Origin of the sequence: Candidatus Enterococcus avicola, from assembly GCF_047470845.1 — a bacterium.
Lineage (GTDB): Bacteria > Bacillota > Bacilli > Lactobacillales > Enterococcaceae > Enterococcus_D > Enterococcus_D casseliflavus.
The window spans coordinates 21,420-41,677 of record NZ_JBLGTY010000001.1; the positions used below are offsets into that span (position 1 = coordinate 21,420).

A 20,258-nucleotide genomic window follows, 5' to 3' on the forward strand; every position below is an offset into this window, starting at 1 on the left:
TTTGCAATTTTCCCTTGCTCGATGGTACGATTGAATAGTGGAAAATCATCAGTTGGCACATTGATTAATCTGGTGGGAGAGTATCAAGATTGCTCAGTAAGTATAGATAGGTTCAAAATTTTAACAAAGACTGGCAAATCTATACAGAGGATTTTAAAATATGCAATATTGACCCCATAGCGTTTTTAATATTGATGAACATTTGACCAAGAAAAATATCAGGGTATTATCTGGTGGGGAAAAACAAAAAATTAATCTATTGAGCGCTTTTGTAAGGGATAGGAAAGTAATTATTTTAGATGAGCCGACAGCTGGTTTGGATCAGAAAGCTATCAAAAAATTATAAGAATACCTTTGTGAAACTAAACATGACAAAATATACTTTTTAATTACACATGAGTATGATTTTGATCATTTAGCAAATAAGGTGATCCAATTATAAATTCAGTAGAGGTGATAACATGCTTTTTATGTTACTTATAGGGATGCTACTTATAAGCGTAGGCATCCAATTTAGACGGGGAAAATGGTACCGTCTAATTGCTGGAAATACTTTTAACGACAAACCTATAAAAATTCAGAAAAATGCTGCAAAAGGTGCGTCGAATATTGCATTTATTGTGGGAGCCCTTCAGATTTTCTTTTTTATTTTTATTAAAATGAAACTTAACACTAGATTATTAATAATTGTCGTTGTGATACCTCTTGTTTTATACGCCTTTTATATGATTTTTCATTTTCTCAAAGACTTTATCAAAAATGGCTGATAGGTACACTAAGCACCTTTACTCGATATATAGCTTTTTTGGTTATCCTTGAATGCTATGGTTTAGAAGTCATGTAGCTAGAAAACTTTTTCCTGTTTTATCTTTTGGGTGTCGCTAACCATAATATATCGATAAAAATTTTAGTTGATTTGTGTCCCAGCCGTTGTGATACCTTCTTAAACTAATAACATTTTCGAAAGTAAAGAAGCCCTTTTTCTTAGACCGTAACTTTCATGATTTACGTTTTAGAAAAGAGCTTCTTTATTTTTGTCCAAATTAGATTGTCGATGTTCTAGAAGTATTTTAAAATTTTCTAACGAATAAGCATTTAACAAATTATAGCCTTTTGGTGTTAAACACCAAAAGGCTGTAATCCTGGCTTTTATTAGTTAACCTTGGCAATCTTCCCTTGCTCGATATACACCATCAAAATACTGATATCAGCTGGGTTTACTCCGCTGATACGGCTCGCTTGGGCGATGGTTTCGGGTTGGATTTTTTGCAGTTTTTGTTTGGCTTCTGTTGCCAAGCCATTGATAGCGGAATAGTCGATGTTTTCAGGAATGCGTTTGGCTTCCATCCGTTTGAGTTTCTCCACTTTTTCGAGAGCTTTTTTGATATAGCCTTCGTATTTGATTTGGATCTCGACTTGTTCGATCTCTTTTGGCTTCAATGCTTCATTGGCTTCGATAAATTGTAGCATTTCGGCATACGTCACTTCAGGCCGACGCAAGAATTCATTGGCTAAAACGCCATCTTTCAAGGTAGCCGTCCCTTTAGCAGTCAAATACGCTTGTACTTCTGGCGTTGGTTTGATGCGGATCTTAGATAAACGTTTAATTTCTGCTTCAACAGCTTCTTTTTTCGCTACATACGCTTCGTATTGTGCTTCTGGGACGAGCCCGATTTGATGTCCCACTTCGGTCAAACGCAGATCCGCATTATCATGACGCAGCAATAAGCGGTATTCGGCACGAGAGGTCAATAAGCGGTAAGGTTCATTGGTTCCTTTGGTCACCAAATCATCGATCATCACACCGATATAACCGTCGCTGCGTTTCATAATGAAGGGTTCTTTGCCTTGAATTTTCAAAGCAGCGTTGATGCCTGCGATCAAGCCTTGACCGGCCGCTTCTTCATAGCCGCTGGTTCCGTTGGTTTGTCCTGCCGTAAAGAGGTTTTCGATGACTTTGGTTTCTAATGTTGGACGCAATTGATGAGGCACCACGACATCATATTCAATGGCGTAGCCCGTCCGCATCATTTCCGCTTTTTCTAAACCTGCGATGGAATGCAGCATTTGGACTTGGACATCTTCTGGCATAGAAGTAGAAAGCCCTTGAACATACACTTCTTCGGTGTTCAACCCTTCTGGTTCCAAGAACAGTTGGTGACGAGATTTGTCTGCAAAACGCACGATTTTGTCTTCGATAGATGGGCAATAACGGGCACCTACTCCTTCAACGATCCCTGTAAACATCGGCGCCCGGTGTAAATTCTGGTTGATGATTTGGTGCGTCCCTTCGTTCGTATAGGTCAACCAGCAAGGTTCTTGGTTTTGATTGTAGACTTCATCGGGTGTGCTGTAACTAAAGTGATTCGGTTGTTCATCGCCAGGCTGGATCTCCGTTACCTCATAGTTGATGGTGCTGGATTTCACCCGCGGTGGTGTACCCGTTTTAAAACGAGCGATCTCTAGGCCAAGCTCTTTCAAATGATCGGCTAGTCCAATCGATGGCTGGGAGTTGTTTGGTCCAGAAGAATACTTCAACTCTCCAATGATGATCTCTCCTCGCAACGCTGTTCCCGCAGTGATCACTACAGCTTGGGCTTGGTAACGAGCGCCTGTAGAGGTCACGACGCCACGGCATTCGCCTTCTTCAACGATCAGCTTTTCAACGATTCCTTGGCGCAGTGTCAGATTGGCTTCTTTTTCGATCGTTCGTTTCATTTCAGCCGCATAGGCATGTTTATCGGCTTGCGCCCGCAAGGCCCGCACAGCGGGACCTTTTCCTGTATTGAGCATCCGCATTTGGATGTAGGTTTTGTCGATATTTTTGCCCATTTCTCCGCCTAAAGCATCGATTTCGCGCACCACGACGCCTTTTGCTGGTCCGCCGACGGAGGGATTACAAGGCATGAATGCGACCATGTCTAAGTTGATGGTCAGCAAGAGGGTTTTTGCCCCCATTCGGCTGGCTGCCAAGGCAGCTTCTGATCCGGCATGGCCGGCACCAACAACGATCACGTCATAACTTTCTGCTTGATATTCTTGCATGGTGTTCTCCTTTTTACGCCAGTGGCGCATTCTTTATTTTCCTAAACAAAACTGACTGAACAATTGGGTGATCAACTCATCTTGGACACTGTCGCCGACAACTTCTCCTAGATAGTCCCAGCAGCGTGTCATATCGATTTGAACCAAGTCGACAGGCATTCCTGCTTCGATCCCTTGGATGACCTCAGACAACGACTGAACGGCATTTTCTAATAAGGCAATGTGGCGAGTATTAGAAAGATAGGAAGCATCCTTATCGGTGGTCTTGCCCCCAAAGAATAGATCGGCAATGGCTTGTTCCAGTTGGTCTAAGCCTTCGTTGGTCAACACAGAGACAGAAAAAATCGGTTCATCTGCTGCGTACTGCGCTAGCTCAGCGGGTGCTAATTTTGGCTCAAGGTCGGTCTTATTCAATAAGATGATCCGACGGCTGCCAGCAGTCAGCTCCAGCAATTGTTTGTCTTCCTGGGTCAATCCTTCGCTTTGGTTGAGAACCAGCAAAATCAACTCCGCTTCTGCCAATGCTTTGCGGCTGCGTTCGACCCCGATTTTCTCAACGACATCTTCTGTTTCGCGGATACCAGCCGTATCGATCAGTTTCAACGGTACCCCGCGAACATTGACATACTCTTCAATGACATCTCGAGTCGTACCAGCAATGTCTGTCACGATGGCTTTTTCTTCCCTTAATAAATGGTTCAATAAGCTGGATTTACCGACATTCGGCCGACCGATGATCGCGGTACTCAAACCTTCTCGCAAAATTTTTCCTTGTTGGGCAGTCGCTAATAAGGCTTGGATCTGCCCTTTGACCATCGTGGCTTTTTCTAACAATAAGCGGGTCGTCAATTCTTCCACATCATCGTATTCAGGGTAATCGATATTCACTTCAACTTGTGCCAGCGTCTCTAAAATCTCTTGGCGTAAAGTCCGAATCAAGTGGGAAAGATTGCCATCCAGCTGATTGACAGCGAGATTCATCGCCTTATCGGTCTTGGCACGAATCAAGTCCATCACCGCCTCGGCTTGAGAAAGGTCAACCCGTCCGTTTAAAAAGGCCCGCTTGGTGAATTCTCCCGGCTCAGCCAACCGTGCGCCTTGTCGTAAAACCAGCTGCAAGAGTTGATTGACGACAACGATCCCGCCGTGGCAGTTGATCTCGACGACATCTTCTCGGGTAAAGGTCCGCGGCTTTTTCATCACTGATAGCATCACTTCATCCATCAAACGGTTTTCTTCTGGGTCCACGATATGACCATAATGGATCGTATGACTAGGGACTTGGGCGAGGGTTTTAGTGCCTGCTTGAAAAATCCGATCCGCAATTGCGATCGCTTCTTCCCCGCTTAATCGCACAATACTGATGGCCCCTTCGCCTGGCGGGGTGGAAATCGCGGCAATCGTATCAAATTCTTGCGTTATATTCGCCATGTTGCTTGCTCCTCCTATTTTTTCACATAAAAAAAGTGCCCACTCCACCCGTCAAATTGATTGAAAATCAATAAAAACGAGTAGACTTAGCACTTTGACTGCTTGTCAATTAAATTCTGGAAATAGATTAGCACATTTTTGCGTGAGTCGCAAGCTTCCTTCAAAAACTTTTAAATTTTGCATCTGTCCGCAAAAACCTTTAAAATAAAAGCAAAGAATAAGAAAAGAGGGATCTATTATGGAAACCATCAAATCATCAAACAGCGCTGCTCGCATTAAAGAAATCATTTTATCGACAGGAAACGTGAATCGGCCTTACGTCGTGCGGGATATCGTCTTTGCGGCAGACAAAATCGAAGTAGATCTATTTGATACATCTGTGAATTTGAACGATCTGTTGGCAGATGTGACCTATCGCTTAAAAGAAACCGCCCACAGCTACGGAGCGAATGCAGTGATCAACTGTCATTTCGAACATGACCGCATCGTCGAAGGCGACAAAACCTACCTTGAGATCTTTGCCTATGGTACAGTGGTTCAATTTACTCAATCAACCATCGGCGGCTAATTGCCTCTATCATCAAAGAAAAATACAAAAAAGAGTCCGCGGCATACGGACTCTTTTTTGATACCAAAGGCTGACCTACGTAACGTATGTTGACTTTGATAAGAATGATTTCTAGTCAAGGATACTTGGTTTTAAATTTGTTGTCAATCGCTTTTTCCCATCAAAAAAGGGAAAGGCTTGTCAGACCGCCTTTCCCTTTTTCATTAAATTCGTTTGTCCGCAGGTTCCACTACTAAGTAGCGATACGGTTCATCCCCTTCAGAATGAGTTTGAACATACGCATCTTTACTCAAAACTGAATGGATCTGCTTTCTTTCAAACGCCGGCATCGGTTCTAAAAAGACTGGGCGGCCTGTTCGTTTGACTTTTTCAGCAGTACGGCTAGCCAAACGTTCTAAGATCGCTTGACGTTTTTCACGGTAATCTCCGACATTCACTACAATCGACAATTTGTTTTTCGCGATGCGGTGAATATACACTTGCGCCAAATATTGCAGTGCATTCAAGGTTTTGCCGTGCTTCCCAATCAAAATGCCTTGTTTTTGCGTTTCTAAATGAAAGACGATCACGCCGTCTTGACGAGCGGTTTTTACTAAGGCGGGTGCATTCAATGCTTTTGAAATATTTGTCAGATAGAGTCCCAGCTGAGCCAGCGCTTCCTCATCTGAAAGATCCGTCAGCAAAACAGGTTCGCTCGCTGCTGCTTCCATCACACTGCTTGCATCCTCTGTCGTCACAGGATCTGGTTCTACCAGCGGTTTTGCTGGTACTTCTTCAACGGGTGCCGGTTCTTCAACGATTCGTTTTTCAATGGAGACCCGTGCTTGTTTTTTTCCTAGACCCAAGAAGCCTTTTTTTCCTTCATCCAGGACTTCGATTACTGCTTGATCTTTGGTGATACCAAGGACTTGCAATCCCTCTTGAATTGCTTCATCTACTGTCAGATTTTCATAAATCGGCATTGCAGTGCAACCTCCTCTTATTTTTTCCGTTTCTTTTTAGGACTCATTGCTTTTTTCAGCGCACGTTCACGCTCGCGTTCTTTGCGGGCAGCTTCTTCTCTTTCTTGGCGAATCTTGAATGGGTTATTTAAGATCATTGTTTGCACAACTTGGAATGCATTGGAAACGACCCAGTACAAGGAAAGACCGCTGGCAATGTTGATCCCCATCAGTAAGATCATCATCGGCATAGCGAAATTCATGATTTTCAGACTCGCATTTGATTCCACTTGGCTCATACTTGATAAGTAAGTACTTGCAAAAGTAAAGAGCGCCGCTAAAATCGGCAAGATGAAGTATGGGTCACGATCACCCAGCTGCAGCCATAAGAATTTTCCTTCTTGCAGAGCAGGAACCCGTGAGATCGATTGCCACAAGGCCATCAAAATCGGCATTTGTACCAATAATGGTAGACAGCCGGCATAGGGATTGACATTGTTTTCCGCATACAAACGTTGTGTTTCTTCTTTTAACTTGCTTTGTGTTTCTGTATCTTTTGACGCATATTGCTGCTGCAGCGCTTTTAACTTCGGTTGTAATTCTTGCGTTTTGCGCATGCTTTTGGTTTGGAAGTGCATCAACGGCATCAAAATGACCCGAATGATCAATGTAAAGAGGATGATCCCGATCCCGGCATTGCCGAAGGAGAGGGCTTTGATCGCCTCTGCAAAATAATAAACGATGTAACGGTCCCATAGACCAGTACTTTGTGCATTTACTTCACCTGTTGCACCGCAGGCAGATAAGACAACTACTAATGAGAGGACTCCCAAAAATAGTAAGACGCGTTTCCCTTTTTTCACGTAACTAATTCCTTTCCATTAATGAATAATTTTGGCAAGTTTTAAGACATGCTCTAAATTCGAGTAGATTTCCTTTGAGGAACATGTGGCGATACTTGGACGGGCGATCACGATGAAATCGACCGCTGGTTCGATTCGCGGCTTCATTTCCGTTAAACTTGCACGGATCTTGCGCTTGATCTCATTTCGCTTCACTGCATTACCGACTTTTTTCCCTACAGATAAACCAACTCGAAAATGTGATTGCTCTTTAGGTAAGACATACACCACGAACTTCCGATTTGCAAAAGAATTTCCTGCCTGAAAAACTTTTTGAAAATCTTGCTCTGTTTTTACTCGATAGGATTTTCTCATCTTCGGTTCCTTCACTTCTTTCAATTAAGCTTCGCGAAACGGATTGAATCCGTAACCACTCACCTGTCAATAATACCATATTTGCCAAAAGTCAGACACTATATTCCGCAAAAACGGCATAAAAAAAACCACTGGCATTCAGTGGCTTACGCAGAAATAACCTTTCTGCCTTTACGACGACGGCTAGCTAAAACACGACGTCCATTTTTTGTACTCATACGTTTACGGAATCCGTGAACTTTTTGACGTTTACGTTTATTTGGTTGATACGTTCTTTTCATTTATTTCCACCTCCATCAGGATAATGCTTATGCGCACAGACATACTTTGATAGTATAACGAGTCAAGTACTAGTTTGTCAATAAGAAGTTTGCTCAAAATCAGGCATTCTTTATCCACAATCCCTTTGATTTGTGTGGGTTTGCTGTTTATAGCCAATTTTTGTGGATAACTTTTTCCCCAGAGTTATTTTGGCTTTTTCCACAAACAAACAGCCTGTAGAAAAGTTTTCCACAATCACTTTTTTAACTGTTGATAACTACCACGAAACCTAGTGTTATCAAGGTGTGATCTTCACATCGATCTGTGGATAAAGGAGATTGTTTTACAGTTATGCACATTCTTTTTCTGCCTGTGGATAGTCGAATTTCGAACATGTGCATTTCCATTTTTCTTTTATCCCGTTTTGTGGAAAAGTATTTTTTTCTAACCTTTTTTATCGTAATCTGTGGAAAACTTTTTCAATCCGTGCTATTTTAGTTATATCTATTCTTAGTTATAGGAGGACAATTTATGCCATCTGCTGATTCTATTTGGCAAGATCTTCAACGTTCCTTTAAAGAAGAGCTGAATCCGGCCAGTTATAGTGCTTGGATCGAGACTGCCAATGTCTTGTCGTTTGAAAAAAATCAGCTGCTGATCGAAGTACCCAGCGATCTTCATAAATCTTATTGGGAAAAAAATCTAGCTGCCAAAATTGTTGAAATGGGATTTATGAAAACTGGTGAAGAATTGATTCCTAGTTTTGTGACTGTCGAAGAAGCAGAAGCTTTAAAAACAGCCCCTTCTACTATTCAAACAGCTGCAGAAGAAAACGAGCGGCCGCCGAAATCGATCTTAAATGAAAAATACACATTTGATACCTTTGTCATCGGGAAAGGCAATCAGATGGCCCACGCTGCTGCTTTAGTTGTTGCAGAAGATCCTGGGTCTATTTATAATCCGCTGTTCTTCTATGGTGGCGTTGGTTTAGGGAAAACCCACTTGATGCACGCGATCGGTCATCAAATGTTGCTGAAACGTCCCAATGCCAAAATCAAGTACGTTAGTAGTGAAAATTTCACCAATGATTTCATTACTTCTATTCAAAAGAACAAAATGGAAGATTTTCGAAACGAATACCGCAATGTTGATCTTTTGCTGGTGGATGATATTCAATTCTTAGTCAATAAAGAAGGAACCCAAGAAGAATTCTTTAATACCTTCGAAGAACTGTATCGCAATAATAAACAGATCGTCTTGACAAGTGATCGTTTGCCAAATGAGATCCCGACTTTGCCGGAACGTTTGGTTTCCCGTTTTGCTTGGGGCTTATCCGTTGATATCACCCCGCCGGATCTAGAGACGCGGACTGCGATTTTGCGGAAAAAAGCCGAAGCCGAACGCTTGGAGATCCCCGACGATACCTTAAGTTATATCGCTGGGCAGATCGATTCGAATATCCGAGAACTTGAAGGAGCACTCGTGCGGGTGCAAGCTTTTGCTACGATGCAAAACTCAGACATTACAACGAGCTTGGCAGCTGAAGCCATCAAAGCCTTGAAATCAAGCCATGGCTCGACCCAAGTTTCGATTTTGCAGATCCAAGAAGAAGTCGCAAAATACTATCACATTCATGTCAATGATCTAAAAGGGAAAAAACGGGTCAAAGGCATCGTGGTCCCACGGCAGATCGCGATGTATCTCTCTCGAGAACTGACCGATAGTTCTTTACCAAAAATCGGCGGCGAATTTGGCGGCAAAGACCATACAACGGTCATTCATGCCCATGAAAAAATTCAGCATTTAGTCGAAACAGATCCCACGATCAAAAATGAGATCGCTGAAATCAAACAAATCCTCTTCAGCTGATCTGTGGATAAGAAAAGAAGAACCAAAAAAGTTGTCCACAAGTTATTCACAGGCATTTTCGTTAGTCTAATCACTCTTTTCTCGAGTTATCCACATTACTAACAAGCCTATTACTACTATTACTTTTATTTAATAACTATAAATTAAAGGAGTATCGCTATGAAGCTAACTTTAAACCGAACAGAGTTCATGCAAGAATTACAAACTGTCCAACGGGCGATTTCAACCAAAACCACCATCCCGATCTTAACTGGAGTAAAATTATCCCTTTCCGAAAAAGGATTGACCATGACTGGGAGCAACGCCGATATTTCCATTGAAACTTTTTTAAGTGTGGAAAACGAAAAAGCGCAAATGCAAATCGAAAAAACAGGAGCGATCGTTTTACAAGCACGTTTCTTCAGCGAAATTGTTCGTCGTTTGCCTGAAAGTACCTTAACGTTAGAAGTTTTAGACAATAATCAAGTAGCGATCACTTCTGGAAAAGCCAACTTTACCGTCAACGGCTTGGATGCCGATAGTTATCCACATTTACCAGTTGTCGAAAGTCAAGATTCGATCGAGATTCCAGCCCACGTATTGAATAAGGTCGTTAGTGAAACAGTCTTTGCGGTTTCGCAACACGAAAGCCGTCCGATCTTGACTGGGGTCCACTTTGTCTTAGAAAATCAAAAATTATTAGCTGTTGCGACGGACTCACACCGTTTGAGCCAACGAGTGATTCCATTGGAAAGCGGAGAAACAGCCTTCAACATCGTGATTCCTGGCAAAAGCTTAACGGAACTTTCTCGTTCCTTAACAGATGAAGAAGAAGCGATCCAAATCAGCATTATGGATAACCAAGTATTGTTCCAAACGAAAACCATGAAATTCTATTCTCGTTTATTGGAAGGAACTTACCCAGATACCAACCGTCTGATTCCTTCAAGCTTCAATACTGAGATTGAATTTTCTGTCCCAGAATTGTTACAAGCCATCGAACGGGCGTCATTGCTTTCTCATGAAGGCCGTAACAACATCGTTCGTTTGGCGATCTCCGAAGAAGCCGTTGTCTTATATGGAAACTCACCAGAAATCGGGAAAGTCGAAGAAGATCTTTCTTTTGAAAAAGTGACCGGCGACCCATTAGAGATCTCTTTCAATCCTGACTATATGAAAGCAGCACTACGAGCATTTGGTGACACCAGCATTGTGATCCGCTTTATCTCAGCGATCCGTCCCTTTACATTGGAGCCGACAGAGAGCAAAGGCAGCTTTATCCAGCTGATCACACCGGTGCGAACCAACTAGTTTTTCATGTCTTTTGAAAAAAGTTGAAACAATCATCTGAAAATGAATAAATGAGTTAAAAGGGCTTAAAATCGTTTTTAAGCCCTTTTTTCTATTTTGGCTTCTTTTTTGTCTAAAAGCAGTAAGTCTTCTGAGAATGAAAAATATGCCGATGAATTTGTTTTCTTGGCAAAAAAAGAGTATAATAGAGCTAAACGCTCTTTGATAGAATTGAGGGGAATTATGAAAATGCAAATACCGTTAGAAACGGAATACATGACACTTGGACAAATGCTCAAAGAAGTCAGTGTGATCAGCAGCGGCGGCCAAGCGAAATGGTACCTTGCAGAGCACACCGTTTTTGTCGACGGCGAGCCAGAAAATCGACGAGGGCGCAAATTGTATGCGGGAATGCGTGTTGAGCTACCTGATGAAGGTACTTTTTTTATGGTGAAGAAGGAAGACGCCGATGCGCCTGAATGAGTTGCATTTAAGCAATTATCGGAACTATGATTCGCTGACACTGACTTTTGAGAAAGGTCTGGTCATTTTTTTAGGCGAAAACGCGCAAGGAAAAACCAATATTTTAGAAAGTATCTATGTATTGGCGATGACCAAAAGCCACCGCACCTCCAGCGAGCAAGAGCTTATCCGCTGGGACACAGAAGGTGCGCGGATCTCTGGCAGTGTCAGTCGGGGACGCTCAACGATCCCGTTAGAACTGTTTTTGTCAAAAAAAGGACGAAAAACGAAAGTAAACCACATTGAGCAAAAAAAGCTCAGTAGTTACATAGGGCAGTTGAATGTCATTTTATTTGCTCCAGAAGACCTCTCCCTTGTAAAAGGAAGTCCCCAAGTCCGCCGCAAATTTCTCGATATGGAAATAGGGCAGATCGATCCAATCTATCTCTATGATCTCGTTCAATACCAATCCGTTTTGAAACAGCGCAATCAATACTTAAAACAGCTGAATGAAAAAAAACAGACCGATGAGATCTATTTAGATGTTTTGACGGAACAGCTGGTGGCTTTCGGCAGTAAAATCATTTTAGCCAGACAACGATTTGTTCAGCGCTTGGCGTATTGGGCAAATCAGCTGCACCAAAAGATCAGCCAAGGAAAAGAAACCTTGCAGATCGACTACTTATCGAATGTGCCTGGTGAGGCGAGTACGCTGGAGGAGATCCAACAGCAATTTGTCAAAGCCTTGGCACCAGTCAAAGACCGTGAACGATTTCGGCAAGTCACGTTGGCAGGTCCGCATCGAGACGATCTGGATTTTTTGATCAATGAGAAAAATGTTCAGACCTTTGGTTCGCAAGGACAGCAGCGAACGACCGCCTTAAGTGTTAAATTGGCAGAAATCGATTTGATGAAAGAAGAAACGGGGGAATATCCCGTCCTTTTATTAGATGACGTTATGAGTGAGCTGGATGATTCCCGACAACTGCATTTATTGGAGACCATTGAAGGAAAAGTTCAGACCTTTCTGACAACGACGACATTAGAACATGTGAAAGACAAAATGTCTGTGGAAGCAGAGATTTTTTATGTAGAGCAAGGACATATTAAAGGAGAATAGACTGAATGACAGAAGAAGAAAAAAGCTTAGTTGAACGTGCGAAAGCCTATGATGCCAGTCAGATCCAAGTGTTGGAAGGACTAGAAGCCGTCCGCAAACGACCTGGGATGTACATTGGTTCTACCAGTTCAGAAGGTTTGCACCACTTAGTATGGGAAATCGTCGATAACTCGATCGATGAAGCACTAGCAGGCTTTGCCTCAAGTATTCAAGTGATCATTGAACCAGATAATAGTATTACGGTCGTCGATGACGGTCGGGGGATCCCCGTTGATATCCAAGCCAAAACAGGCCGTCCAGCGGTAGAAACCGTCTTTACGATCCTGCATGCCGGCGGGAAATTCGGCGGTGGCGGCTACAAAGTATCTGGTGGACTGCACGGAGTAGGTTCCTCCGTCGTTAATGCGTTATCCACGACTTTAGACGTAAAAGTCTATAAAGAAGGCAAAGTGTATTATCAAGAATACCATCGTGGGGCAGTCGTTGATGACTTGAAAGTGATCGATGAAACCGACCGCCACGGAACGACCGTCCACTTTGTTCCAGATCCAGAGATCTTTACGGAAACAACCGTATTCAATTTTGATAAATTAGCGACACGGGTTCGGGAATTAGCCTTCTTGAACCGTGGCTTAAAAATCTCGATCGAAGACAAACGGGAAGAAAAACCCGTCTTGAAAGAATATCATTACGATGGCGGGATCAAGAGCTATGTGGAGCATTTGAATGCAAGTAAGACAGTGATTTTCCCAGATCCGATCTACTTAGAAGGAGAACAACAAGGAATCACGGTTGAAGTTTCCATGCAATATACCGATAGCTACCACAGCAACCTGTTGAGTTTTGCCAACAACATCCATACCTATGAAGGCGGAACCCATGAATTTGGGTTTAAGACTGCCTTGACACGGGTGATCAACGATTACGCCCGCAAGTCAAAATTGATGAAAGAAAACGACGAAAACCTGACCGGAGAAGATGTTCGGGAAGGATTGACTGCAGTTATCTCTATCAAGCATCCAGATCCTCAGTTTGAGGGACAAACGAAAACCAAATTAGGAAATTCCGAAGTGCGGACAGTCACTGATCGTCTTTTTTCCGAACATTTCACGAAATTCTTGATGGAAAACCCGAATGTGGGTCGTCAAGTCGTGGAAAAAGGACTTTTGGCATCAAAAGCCCGTCAAGCAGCCAAACGTGCCCGAGAAATGACTCGCCGAAAGGGTGCGTTAGAAATCAGTAACTTACCTGGGAAATTAGCCGACTGTTCCAGTAATGATCCAGAAAAATGCGAACTGTTTATCGTCGAAGGAGATTCTGCCGGCGGTTCAGCAAAACAAGGCCGCAGTCGCGAATTCCAAGCGATCTTACCGATCCGTGGGAAAATTTTAAATGTCGAAAAAGCCAGCATGGACAAAATCTTAGCAAACGAAGAGATCCGTTCGCTGTTTACGGCAATGGGAACTGGGTTTGGTGCTGATTTTGATGTAGCAAAAGCCCGTTACCACAAGCTAGTTATCATGACTGATGCCGATGTCGATGGTGCCCATATCCGGACCCTACTTTTGACGCTGTTCTATCGTTATATGCGTCCAATCGTTGAAGCTGGTTATGTCTATATCGCACAACCGCCATTGTACGGTGTCAAACAAGGGAAAAATATCCACTATATCCAACCCGGCAAGAATGCCGAACAAGATTTGAAAAATACGATTGAATCACTGCCTGCGACACCAAAACCAACGGTTCAACGCTACAAAGGTCTAGGGGAAATGGATGACCACCAGTTATGGGAAACCACGATGGACCCTGAAAATCGGATGATGCTGCGGGTCAGCGTAGATGATGCCATAGAAGCCGATCAAATTTTTGAAATGCTGATGGGGGATCGCGTCGAACCAAGACGGGCCTTTATCGAAGAAAACGCGCACTACGTGAAAAATCTTGACATCTAGCCAATCGTAGAGGAGGAAACAGCTTGAGTGAAGAAGCAAAACAAAATATTCATGACGTCAATCTGACCAGTGAAATGCGCGAGTCCTTTATCGATTATGCAATGAGTGTAATTGTTGCTAGGGCTTTACCAGATGTGCGGGATGGCTTAAAGCCGGTTCACCGCCGAATTTTATATGGAATGAATGAATTAGGGGTCACACCAGACAAGCCCCATAAAAAATCAGCCCGAATCGTCGGCGATGTCATGGGGAAATACCATCCCCATGGGGACAGTGCGATCTATGAATCAATGGTGCGGATGGCACAGCCCTTTAGCTATCGCTACATGCTAGTCGATGGCCATGGAAACTTTGGTTCAGTCGATGGTGACGGTGCCGCTGCGATGCGGTATACCGAAGCCCGCATGAGTAAACTGGCGATGGAGATGCTGCGGGACATCAACAAAGATACCGTTGATTTCCAAAGCAACTATGATGATACAGAACGAGAACCAGCGGTATTACCTGCCCGCTTCCCGAACCTTTTGGTCAACGGGACGACTGGGATCGCTGTTGGGATGGCGACCAATATCCCGCCTCATAACTTGAATGAAGTCATTGCAGCCATCGATCTATTGATGGAAAATCCAGAAGTCACAACGAGTGAATTGATGGAAGTCCTACCAGGACCAGACTTCCCAACTGGCGGGATCGTGATGGGAAAATCCGGTATTCGCCGTGCCTATGAAACAGGGAAAGGGTCGATCACTGTTCGCGGAAAAGTCGAAGTGACTGAAATGCCCAACGGCAAAGAACGGATCTTAGTGACTGAATTGCCATATATGGTCAATAAAGCGAAGTTGATCGAACGGATCTCTGAGCTGCACCGTGACAAGCGGATCGAAGGAATCACCGATCTGCGGGATGAATCATCTCGTGAAGGCATGCGGATCGTGATCGATGTTCGTCGCGACGTCAGTGCGTCGGTGATCTTAAACAATCTCTACAAAATGACTGCACTGCAATCTTCTTTTGGCTTTAATATGTTAGCCATTGAAAAAGGCGTGCCGAAGATTTTGAGCTTGAAACGAATTTTAGAAAACTACATCGAGCACCAACAAGAAGTGGTGACTCGTCGGACACAGTTTGATAAAAACAAAGCAGAAGCTCGTGCCCACATCTTGGAAGGATTACGGATCGCATTGGATCATATCGATGAGATCATTGCTTTGATCCGGGCATCAAATTCTGATGATGAAGCGAAAAATAGCATGATGGAGCGCTTCAAATTGTCCGATCGCCAAGCGCAAGCGATTTTAGATATGCGTTTGCGTCGCTTGACTGGTTTGGAACGTGACAAGATCGAAAACGAGTACCAAGGCTTGTTAGAATTTATCGCTGATTTGACAGACATTTTAGCAAATCCACAACGAGTCCTAGAGATCATCCAAACGGAGTTGCAAGAATTAGGCCAACGCTTTGGTGATGATCGCCGGACTGAATTATTGGTTGGGGAAGTCTTAAGTCTTGAAGATGAAGATTTGATCGAAGAAGAAGAAATCGTCATTACCTTGACGAACAATGGGTACATCAAACGAGTAGCTAAGTCTGAATTCCGTGCACAACGCCGCGGCGGACGTGGCGTTCAAGGAATGGGGATCCACGATGAAGACTTCGTGAAGACGTTGGTTTCTTGTTCGACTCATGACACATTACTGTTCTTCACCAATAAAGGGAAAGTTTATAAAGCCAAAGGCTATGAAATTCCTGAGTATGGTCGGGCAGCCAAAGGGATCCCTGTGATCAATCTCCTAGGGATCGATTCTAGCGAACGGATCGAAGCGATCATTTCGGCTTCTGGTGGGCCTCAAGAAGGACGCTACTTGTTCTTCACGACGCGTCTAGGTGTGGTCAAACGGACCTCAGTGACGGCCTTTTCAAATATCCGTGCCAATGGTCTGATTGCGATCGGTCTTCGGGAAAATGATGAGTTGGTCAACGTGATCGAAACCCATGGCGAAGATGTCGTGATCATTGGAACCCACGATGGCTACTCTGTGACCTTCAAAGAAGCGCTTGTGCGGGATATGGGTCGGACAGCTGCTGGTGTGCGAGGCATTCGTCTAAGAGACGGAGACTACGTGGTAGGCGCTGCAGTGATCACAGAAGACAGTGAAGTCTTGGTCATCACTGAGAACGGCTATGGCAAGCGTACCAAAGGCTCTGAATACCCAATCAAAGGTCGGGGCGGAAAAGGGATCAAAACAGCCAACATTACGGCGAAAAACGGTCCATTAGCCGGCTTGACGACGGTCAGCGGTGAGGAAGACATCATGGTGATCACCGATAAAGGCGTCTTGATTCGTTTCAATGTAGCGACTGTTTCCAAAACTGGTCGGGCAACCTTAGGGGTTCGTTTGATGAAGATGGAAAACAATGCCAAAGTAGTGACGATGGCAACGGTTGAACCAGAAGTCGAAGAAGAACTAGCGACTGCTGAAGAAACAGCGGTACAAGACGTACCAGTTGTGGAAGAAGCAACGGAAGACACCACGGATACACAAGAATAAGCAATACGTTTTTCTAGGAAGACAGCAAGCTGCGAACCTGCAGCTTGCTGTCTTCTTACTCTTTTTCAAAAAATCGGCAGCAGCTGACGTATTTATCAGTGTAAGCGATTGTTTGCGGTGATGGGTAGATGCAGGGACGCAAAAAAACAGCTTGCAGTAAGGACGAAAAAAGTGTATAATAATTATTTGTGAGTAGTCTAATTAGACCACTCTCTCTGCTCCTAGAAAACTAGGGGCCAAAGTCCACAGGGAGGTGAAAAATCAATGGAAAACACGAAATATGAGATTTTATATATCATTCGTCCAAACATTGATGAAGAAGCAAAAGCCGCATTGATCGCTCGTTTTGACTCAATCTTAACTGATAACGGCGCTGAAGTTATCGAATCAAAAGATTGGCAAAAACGCCGTCTAGCGTATGAAATGGATGGATTCCGTGAGGGTATCTATCACATCGTTAAAGTTTCTTCTTCAACAACTGCAAGTGCAATCAACGAGTTTGACCGTCTTGCGAAAATCAATGATGACATTATCCGTCACATGATTGTCAAAGAAGAAGCATAATATTGTTTCACATGAAACAAAAGCGATGAGGAGATGATGAACTTTGATTAATAATGTTGTACTAGTAGGAAGACTAACCAAAGATCCTGATTTACGTTACACTTCTAATGGCACTGGTGTCGCAACCTTTACCTTGGCGGTAAACCGCAATTTTACCAACCAAAGTGGAGAGCGCGAAGCTGATTTCATCAACTGTGTTATTTGGAGAAAACCAGCGGAAACATTAGCAAACTATGCACGCAAAGGAACTTTATTAGGGGTTACTGGACGTATTCAAACCCGTTCATACGACAACCAACAAGGCCAACGTGTTTATGTAACAGAAGTCGTTGCTGACAACTTCCAATTATTAGAGTCGCGGAATGCTTCCGAGCAAAGACGCACAACTGATAGCGGATCTGGCAGTAACAATACGTATAACTCAAACAGTTCTTCTGGATTTGGTAACAATAACTCAAATCAAACTCAATCCTCTCAACCATCAGGAATGCCTAATTTTGATCGAGACAACTCCGATCCATTCGGAAACTCATCAATCGACATTTCAGACGATGATTTACCATTCTAAGAAATTGATAGGAGGGAAATAGGATGGCACAACAAAGAAGAGGCGGACGCAAACGTCGTAAAGTAGACTACATTGCTGCAAACCATATTGAACATATCGATTATAAAGATATTGAATTACTAAAACGTTTCATTTCAGAACGCGGTAAAATCTTACCACGTCGTGTAACTGGTACTGGTGCGAAAAACCAACGCAAACTTACCATTGCAATCAAACGTGCGCGTATCATGGGATTACTTCCATTCGTAGGCGAAGAATAAATCGAATGATTTTCATTGACAAGTTTCTTTTGAAGCTTGTCAATTTTTTTATCCATCGAAGAGTAACTTGTTATTTTATATATAGATAGAATAACGAATGATAGAAATTTTTCCCTGGTTGGTTCACCAAAAAAGTTTCACGTGGAACTTTTTTGCATCAATCGCCTATTTGATTGTTTTGTGGTAAAATAAGGAACAAAGCTTCAAAAAAATGGGATGATACATTGAGGGGTAAAAAAGATGGCAGCAATTGGGTTGATTTCAATTGATAATTACGATGATTTGATTGAGAAAAAAGACGACAAACAAGTTTCTTATTTGAACTCGCTGATCACGACATTGATTTCTGATTGGGCAAGTGAGAATCATGTTTTTTACAAACGAATCAATTCCGAGCGGTTTCTTTTCGTCGCGAAGTATTCAGATATTGAGCGGATGAAGGAAGAAAAATTCCAATTTTTGACTAGAGTACGGCAAGTTGCGGAAAAAAATGATCTGCCATTAACGATCAGTATGGGGATCTCCTATGGGGAAGAGTCTTTTGAAGAGATCGGGGAAGTGGCACAAAACAATCTCGACATTGCGTTAGTTCGTGGCGGTGATCAAGTCGTTTTAAAAGAAGCCAAAGAAGAAGCAAAACCGCAATTCTTTGGTGGCAATACAGACGGCACACCCAAGAGAACGCGTGTTCGTTCTCGTGCCATGAGTACGGCGTTGAGAAAGATTTTTGCTGAAAACCAGCGGATCTTTATCATGGGTCATCGTTACCCAGACATGGATGCCTTAGGTTCGGCTTTTGGGGTGGCTTACATGGCGATGATGAGCGATAAAGAATGCTACATCATTTTAAATCCAAAAGAGATCACCGCAGACATTCAACGGGCGTTGGAAGAATTGAAAAAATACCCCGAGCTGGAACGATTTGTGATCACTGGGGAAGAAGCAGTTAATTTATCAAATGAAGAAAGTGTCTTAGTGATGGTAGATTACCATAAGCCATCGATGTCGATCTCGCAAGCGGTCTATGATGAATTTGACAAAATCGCAGTGATCGATCACCATCGTCGCGGGGATGAGTTTCCCGATAAGCCACTCTTGACGTATATTGAATCTTCCGCGTCTTCGGCATCGGAACTGGTAGCAGAATTGATCCAGTATCGTGCTTCTCGCAGATCGCAAGTCCCGAAATTTATTACGACTTCTTTATTAGCGGGCATCTACGTGGATACGAAGAACTTCACGGTGCGAACCACTGGTCGGACCTTTGATATTGCTGGTTATTTGAAAAACCAAGGCGCAGATACGTCATTGGTTCAATACATGTTGAGTACGGATCTCGATTCCTATTTGATGATCAGTGAACTGGTTTCTCGCAGCCAGCATTTCCGAGAAGATATCGTGATTGCTGCAGCGGATGAAGATCGGGTGTACGATAGTGTCACCGTTGCGAAAGCGGCCGATACTCTGCTATCGATCAACGGGATCCATGCCGCATTTGTCATTACGAAACAACCAGGAGATTTGATCGGTATCAGTGCTAGAAGCACTGGTAAAGTCAATGTACAAACCTTGATGGAGGCATTAGGCGGCGGCGGACATTTTACCAACGCAGCCACGCAAATAAAGAACAGCAGCATTGGTGATGTAGAAAACCAGCTGCGAGCGGAATTAACGAAAAATGAACAATAACAAGGAGTGACCAAGATGAAAGTTATTTTCTTACAAGATGTCAAAGGCAAAGGTAAAAAAGGCGATATCAAGGAAGTCCCTAATGGCTACGCACAAAACTTTCTGATCAAAAACAACTTAGCCAAACCTGCCAACAATGAAAGCATGGCAGAATTAAAAGGCAAACAAAAAGCCAAAGAAAAACAAGATGCGGAAGTCTTAGCAGAAGCGAAAGAGTTAAAAGCACTTCTTGAAAAAGAAGAAACCGTTGTGAAGATCAATGCCAAAGCAGGGGAAGATGGCCGCTTGTTCGGTTCGATCCCATCAAAACAAATCGCAGATGCCTTGAACAAGCAATACAAAATCAAAATCGACAAACGCAAAATCGAATTGGATCAGCCGATCCGTGCATTAGGCTTTACGCAAGTACCTGTAAAATTGCACCCACAAGTAACAGCAACGATCAATGTTCATACCATCCAAGAATAAGCATTACTCCCAACAGTCACAT

Annotated in this window: 18 protein-coding genes and 1 pseudogene; 13 read left to right on the forward strand and 6 right to left on the reverse strand. The window is 43.2% G+C overall.

Annotated elements, in window-relative coordinates; translation table 11 throughout:
• Positions 1–187: 187 nt before the first annotated feature.
• Positions 188–346, forward strand: a pseudogene (locus tag ACI3E5_RS00110) (ATP-binding cassette domain-containing protein); the annotation flags it as partial.
• Positions 347–1,152: 806 nt separating this feature from the next.
• Here the strand turns inward: ACI3E5_RS00110 and mnmG are convergent.
• Positions 1,153–3,045 (reverse strand): tRNA uridine-5-carboxymethylaminomethyl(34) synthesis enzyme MnmG, encoded by a 1,893-nt coding sequence (gene mnmG / locus ACI3E5_RS00115; RefSeq protein ID WP_325844882.1) that lies wholly within the window; start codon positions 3,043–3,045, stop codon positions 1,153–1,155.
• A 33-nt stretch (positions 3,046–3,078) separates the two neighbouring features.
• Positions 3,079–4,476, reverse strand: coding sequence for a tRNA uridine-5-carboxymethylaminomethyl(34) synthesis GTPase MnmE (mnmE, locus tag ACI3E5_RS00120; protein ID WP_034859087.1), 1,398 nt, complete (start codon positions 4,474–4,476; stop codon positions 3,079–3,081).
• Positions 4,477–4,714: 238 nt separating this feature from the next.
• Here mnmE and ACI3E5_RS00125 point away from each other — a divergent pair, with 238 nt between their 5' ends.
• Positions 4,715–5,044: a heavy metal-binding domain-containing protein gene (locus ACI3E5_RS00125; protein WP_005226284.1), complete on the forward strand. Its 330-nt coding sequence runs from the start codon at positions 4,715–4,717 to the stop codon at positions 5,042–5,044.
• Between the two features lie 203 nt (positions 5,045–5,247).
• Here the strand turns inward: ACI3E5_RS00125 and jag are convergent, their stop codons facing one another.
• The 4 genes from jag to rpmH all read right to left on the reverse strand — a co-directional run bounded on the left by jag (position 5,248) and on the right by rpmH (position 7,483).
• Positions 5,248–6,006: an RNA-binding cell elongation regulator Jag/EloR gene (gene jag, locus ACI3E5_RS00130; RefSeq protein ID WP_081116711.1), complete on the reverse strand. Its 759-nt coding sequence runs from the start codon at positions 6,004–6,006 to the stop codon at positions 5,248–5,250.
• Between the two features lie 17 nt (positions 6,007–6,023).
• Positions 6,024–6,848 carry a YidC/Oxa1 family membrane protein insertase gene (locus ACI3E5_RS00135; protein WP_010748469.1) on the reverse strand — a complete coding sequence of 275 codons (825 nt, stop codon included), beginning with the start codon at positions 6,846–6,848 and terminating at the stop codon, positions 6,024–6,026.
• Positions 6,849–6,866: 18 nt separating this feature from the next.
• Entirely contained in the window at positions 6,867–7,202 is a 336-nt protein-coding gene (rnpA, locus tag ACI3E5_RS00140; protein WP_015510644.1) for a ribonuclease P protein component, read from the reverse strand.
• Between the two features lie 146 nt (positions 7,203–7,348).
• Positions 7,349–7,483, reverse strand: a complete 135-nt coding sequence (gene rpmH, locus ACI3E5_RS00145; protein WP_002356012.1) for a 50S ribosomal protein L34 — start codon at positions 7,481–7,483, stop codon at positions 7,349–7,351.
• A 511-nt stretch (positions 7,484–7,994) separates the two neighbouring features.
• Between rpmH and dnaA the strand changes: the two genes are divergently transcribed.
• The 11 genes from dnaA to rplI all read left to right on the forward strand — a co-directional run bounded on the left by dnaA (position 7,995) and on the right by rplI (position 20,236).
• Positions 7,995–9,332 carry a chromosomal replication initiator protein DnaA gene (gene dnaA, locus ACI3E5_RS00150; RefSeq protein WP_015508676.1) on the forward strand — a complete coding sequence of 446 codons (1,338 nt, stop codon included), beginning with the start codon at positions 7,995–7,997 and terminating at the stop codon, positions 9,330–9,332.
• A gap of 159 nt (positions 9,333–9,491) precedes the next feature.
• A complete protein-coding gene (gene dnaN, locus ACI3E5_RS00155) occupies positions 9,492–10,622 on the forward strand; it encodes a DNA polymerase III subunit beta (protein ID WP_005226354.1) in 1,131 nt (376 codons plus the stop codon).
• A gap of 222 nt (positions 10,623–10,844) precedes the next feature.
• Entirely contained in the window at positions 10,845–11,084 is a 240-nt protein-coding gene (gene yaaA, locus ACI3E5_RS00160) for a S4 domain-containing protein YaaA (protein ID WP_015508677.1), read from the forward strand.
• A complete protein-coding gene (recF, locus tag ACI3E5_RS00165; protein ID WP_325844881.1) occupies positions 11,071–12,183 on the forward strand; it encodes a DNA replication/repair protein RecF in 1,113 nt (370 codons plus the stop codon). Before yaaA ends, recF begins: the two co-directional genes overlap by 14 nt.
• A 5-nt stretch (positions 12,184–12,188) precedes the next feature.
• On the forward strand, positions 12,189–14,138 hold the full coding sequence (gene gyrB, locus ACI3E5_RS00170) for a DNA topoisomerase (ATP-hydrolyzing) subunit B (protein ID WP_005226359.1): 1,950 nt from the start codon (positions 12,189–12,191) through the stop codon (positions 14,136–14,138).
• A 23-nt stretch (positions 14,139–14,161) separates the two neighbouring features.
• Entirely contained in the window at positions 14,162–16,687 is a 2,526-nt protein-coding gene (gene gyrA, locus ACI3E5_RS00175; RefSeq protein ID WP_431394973.1) for a DNA gyrase subunit A, read from the forward strand.
• 264 nt (positions 16,688–16,951) lie between these two features.
• Positions 16,952–17,251: a 30S ribosomal protein S6 gene (gene rpsF / locus ACI3E5_RS00180; RefSeq protein ID WP_005226363.1), complete on the forward strand. Its 300-nt coding sequence runs from the start codon at positions 16,952–16,954 to the stop codon at positions 17,249–17,251.
• 43 nt (positions 17,252–17,294) lie between these two features.
• Positions 17,295–17,819 carry a single-stranded DNA-binding protein gene (gene ssb / locus ACI3E5_RS00185; RefSeq protein ID WP_005226365.1) on the forward strand — a complete coding sequence of 175 codons (525 nt, stop codon included), beginning with the start codon at positions 17,295–17,297 and terminating at the stop codon, positions 17,817–17,819.
• 23 nt (positions 17,820–17,842) lie between these two features.
• Entirely contained in the window at positions 17,843–18,079 is a 237-nt protein-coding gene (gene rpsR / locus ACI3E5_RS00190) for a 30S ribosomal protein S18 (protein ID WP_005226367.1), read from the forward strand.
• A gap of 240 nt (positions 18,080–18,319) precedes the next feature.
• On the forward strand, positions 18,320–19,768 hold the full coding sequence (locus ACI3E5_RS00195) for a GGDEF domain-containing protein (RefSeq protein ID WP_015508681.1): 1,449 nt from the start codon (positions 18,320–18,322) through the stop codon (positions 19,766–19,768).
• Between the two features lie 15 nt (positions 19,769–19,783).
• Positions 19,784–20,236: a 50S ribosomal protein L9 gene (rplI, locus tag ACI3E5_RS00200; protein WP_005226371.1), complete on the forward strand. Its 453-nt coding sequence runs from the start codon at positions 19,784–19,786 to the stop codon at positions 20,234–20,236.
• The last annotated feature ends 22 nt before the right edge of the window (positions 20,237–20,258 follow it).

What these genes read in the sequence shown, in the direction of transcription:
- mnmG (WP_325844882.1), bottom strand. Translation starts at nt 3,045, where the DNA reads ATGCAAGAATATCAAGCAGAAAGTTATGACGTGATCGTTGTTGGTGCC.
- mnmE (WP_034859087.1), bottom strand. Translation starts at nt 4,476, where the DNA reads ATGGCGAATATAACGCAAGAATTTGATACGATTGCCGCGATTTCCACC.
- ACI3E5_RS00125 (WP_005226284.1), top strand. Translation starts at nt 4,715, where the DNA reads ATGGAAACCATCAAATCATCAAACAGCGCTGCTCGCATTAAAGAAATC.
- jag (WP_081116711.1), bottom strand. Translation starts at nt 6,006, where the DNA reads ATGCCGATTTATGAAAATCTGACAGTAGATGAAGCAATTCAAGAGGGA.
- rnpA (WP_015510644.1), bottom strand. Translation starts at nt 7,202, where the DNA reads ATGAGAAAATCCTATCGAGTAAAAACAGAGCAAGATTTTCAAAAAGTT.
- rpmH (WP_002356012.1), bottom strand. Translation starts at nt 7,483, where the DNA reads ATGAAAAGAACGTATCAACCAAATAAACGTAAACGTCAAAAAGTTCAC.
- dnaA (WP_015508676.1), top strand. Translation starts at nt 7,995, where the DNA reads ATGCCATCTGCTGATTCTATTTGGCAAGATCTTCAACGTTCCTTTAAA.
- dnaN (WP_005226354.1), top strand. Translation starts at nt 9,492, where the DNA reads ATGAAGCTAACTTTAAACCGAACAGAGTTCATGCAAGAATTACAAACT.
- yaaA (WP_015508677.1), top strand. Translation starts at nt 10,845, where the DNA reads ATGAAAATGCAAATACCGTTAGAAACGGAATACATGACACTTGGACAA.
- recF (WP_325844881.1), top strand. Translation starts at nt 11,071, where the DNA reads ATGCGCCTGAATGAGTTGCATTTAAGCAATTATCGGAACTATGATTCG.
- gyrB (WP_005226359.1), top strand. Translation starts at nt 12,189, where the DNA reads ATGACAGAAGAAGAAAAAAGCTTAGTTGAACGTGCGAAAGCCTATGAT.
- rpsF (WP_005226363.1), top strand. Translation starts at nt 16,952, where the DNA reads ATGGAAAACACGAAATATGAGATTTTATATATCATTCGTCCAAACATT.
- rpsR (WP_005226367.1), top strand. Translation starts at nt 17,843, where the DNA reads ATGGCACAACAAAGAAGAGGCGGACGCAAACGTCGTAAAGTAGACTAC.
- ACI3E5_RS00195 (WP_015508681.1), top strand. Translation starts at nt 18,320, where the DNA reads ATGGCAGCAATTGGGTTGATTTCAATTGATAATTACGATGATTTGATT.
- rplI (WP_005226371.1), top strand. Translation starts at nt 19,784, where the DNA reads ATGAAAGTTATTTTCTTACAAGATGTCAAAGGCAAAGGTAAAAAAGGC.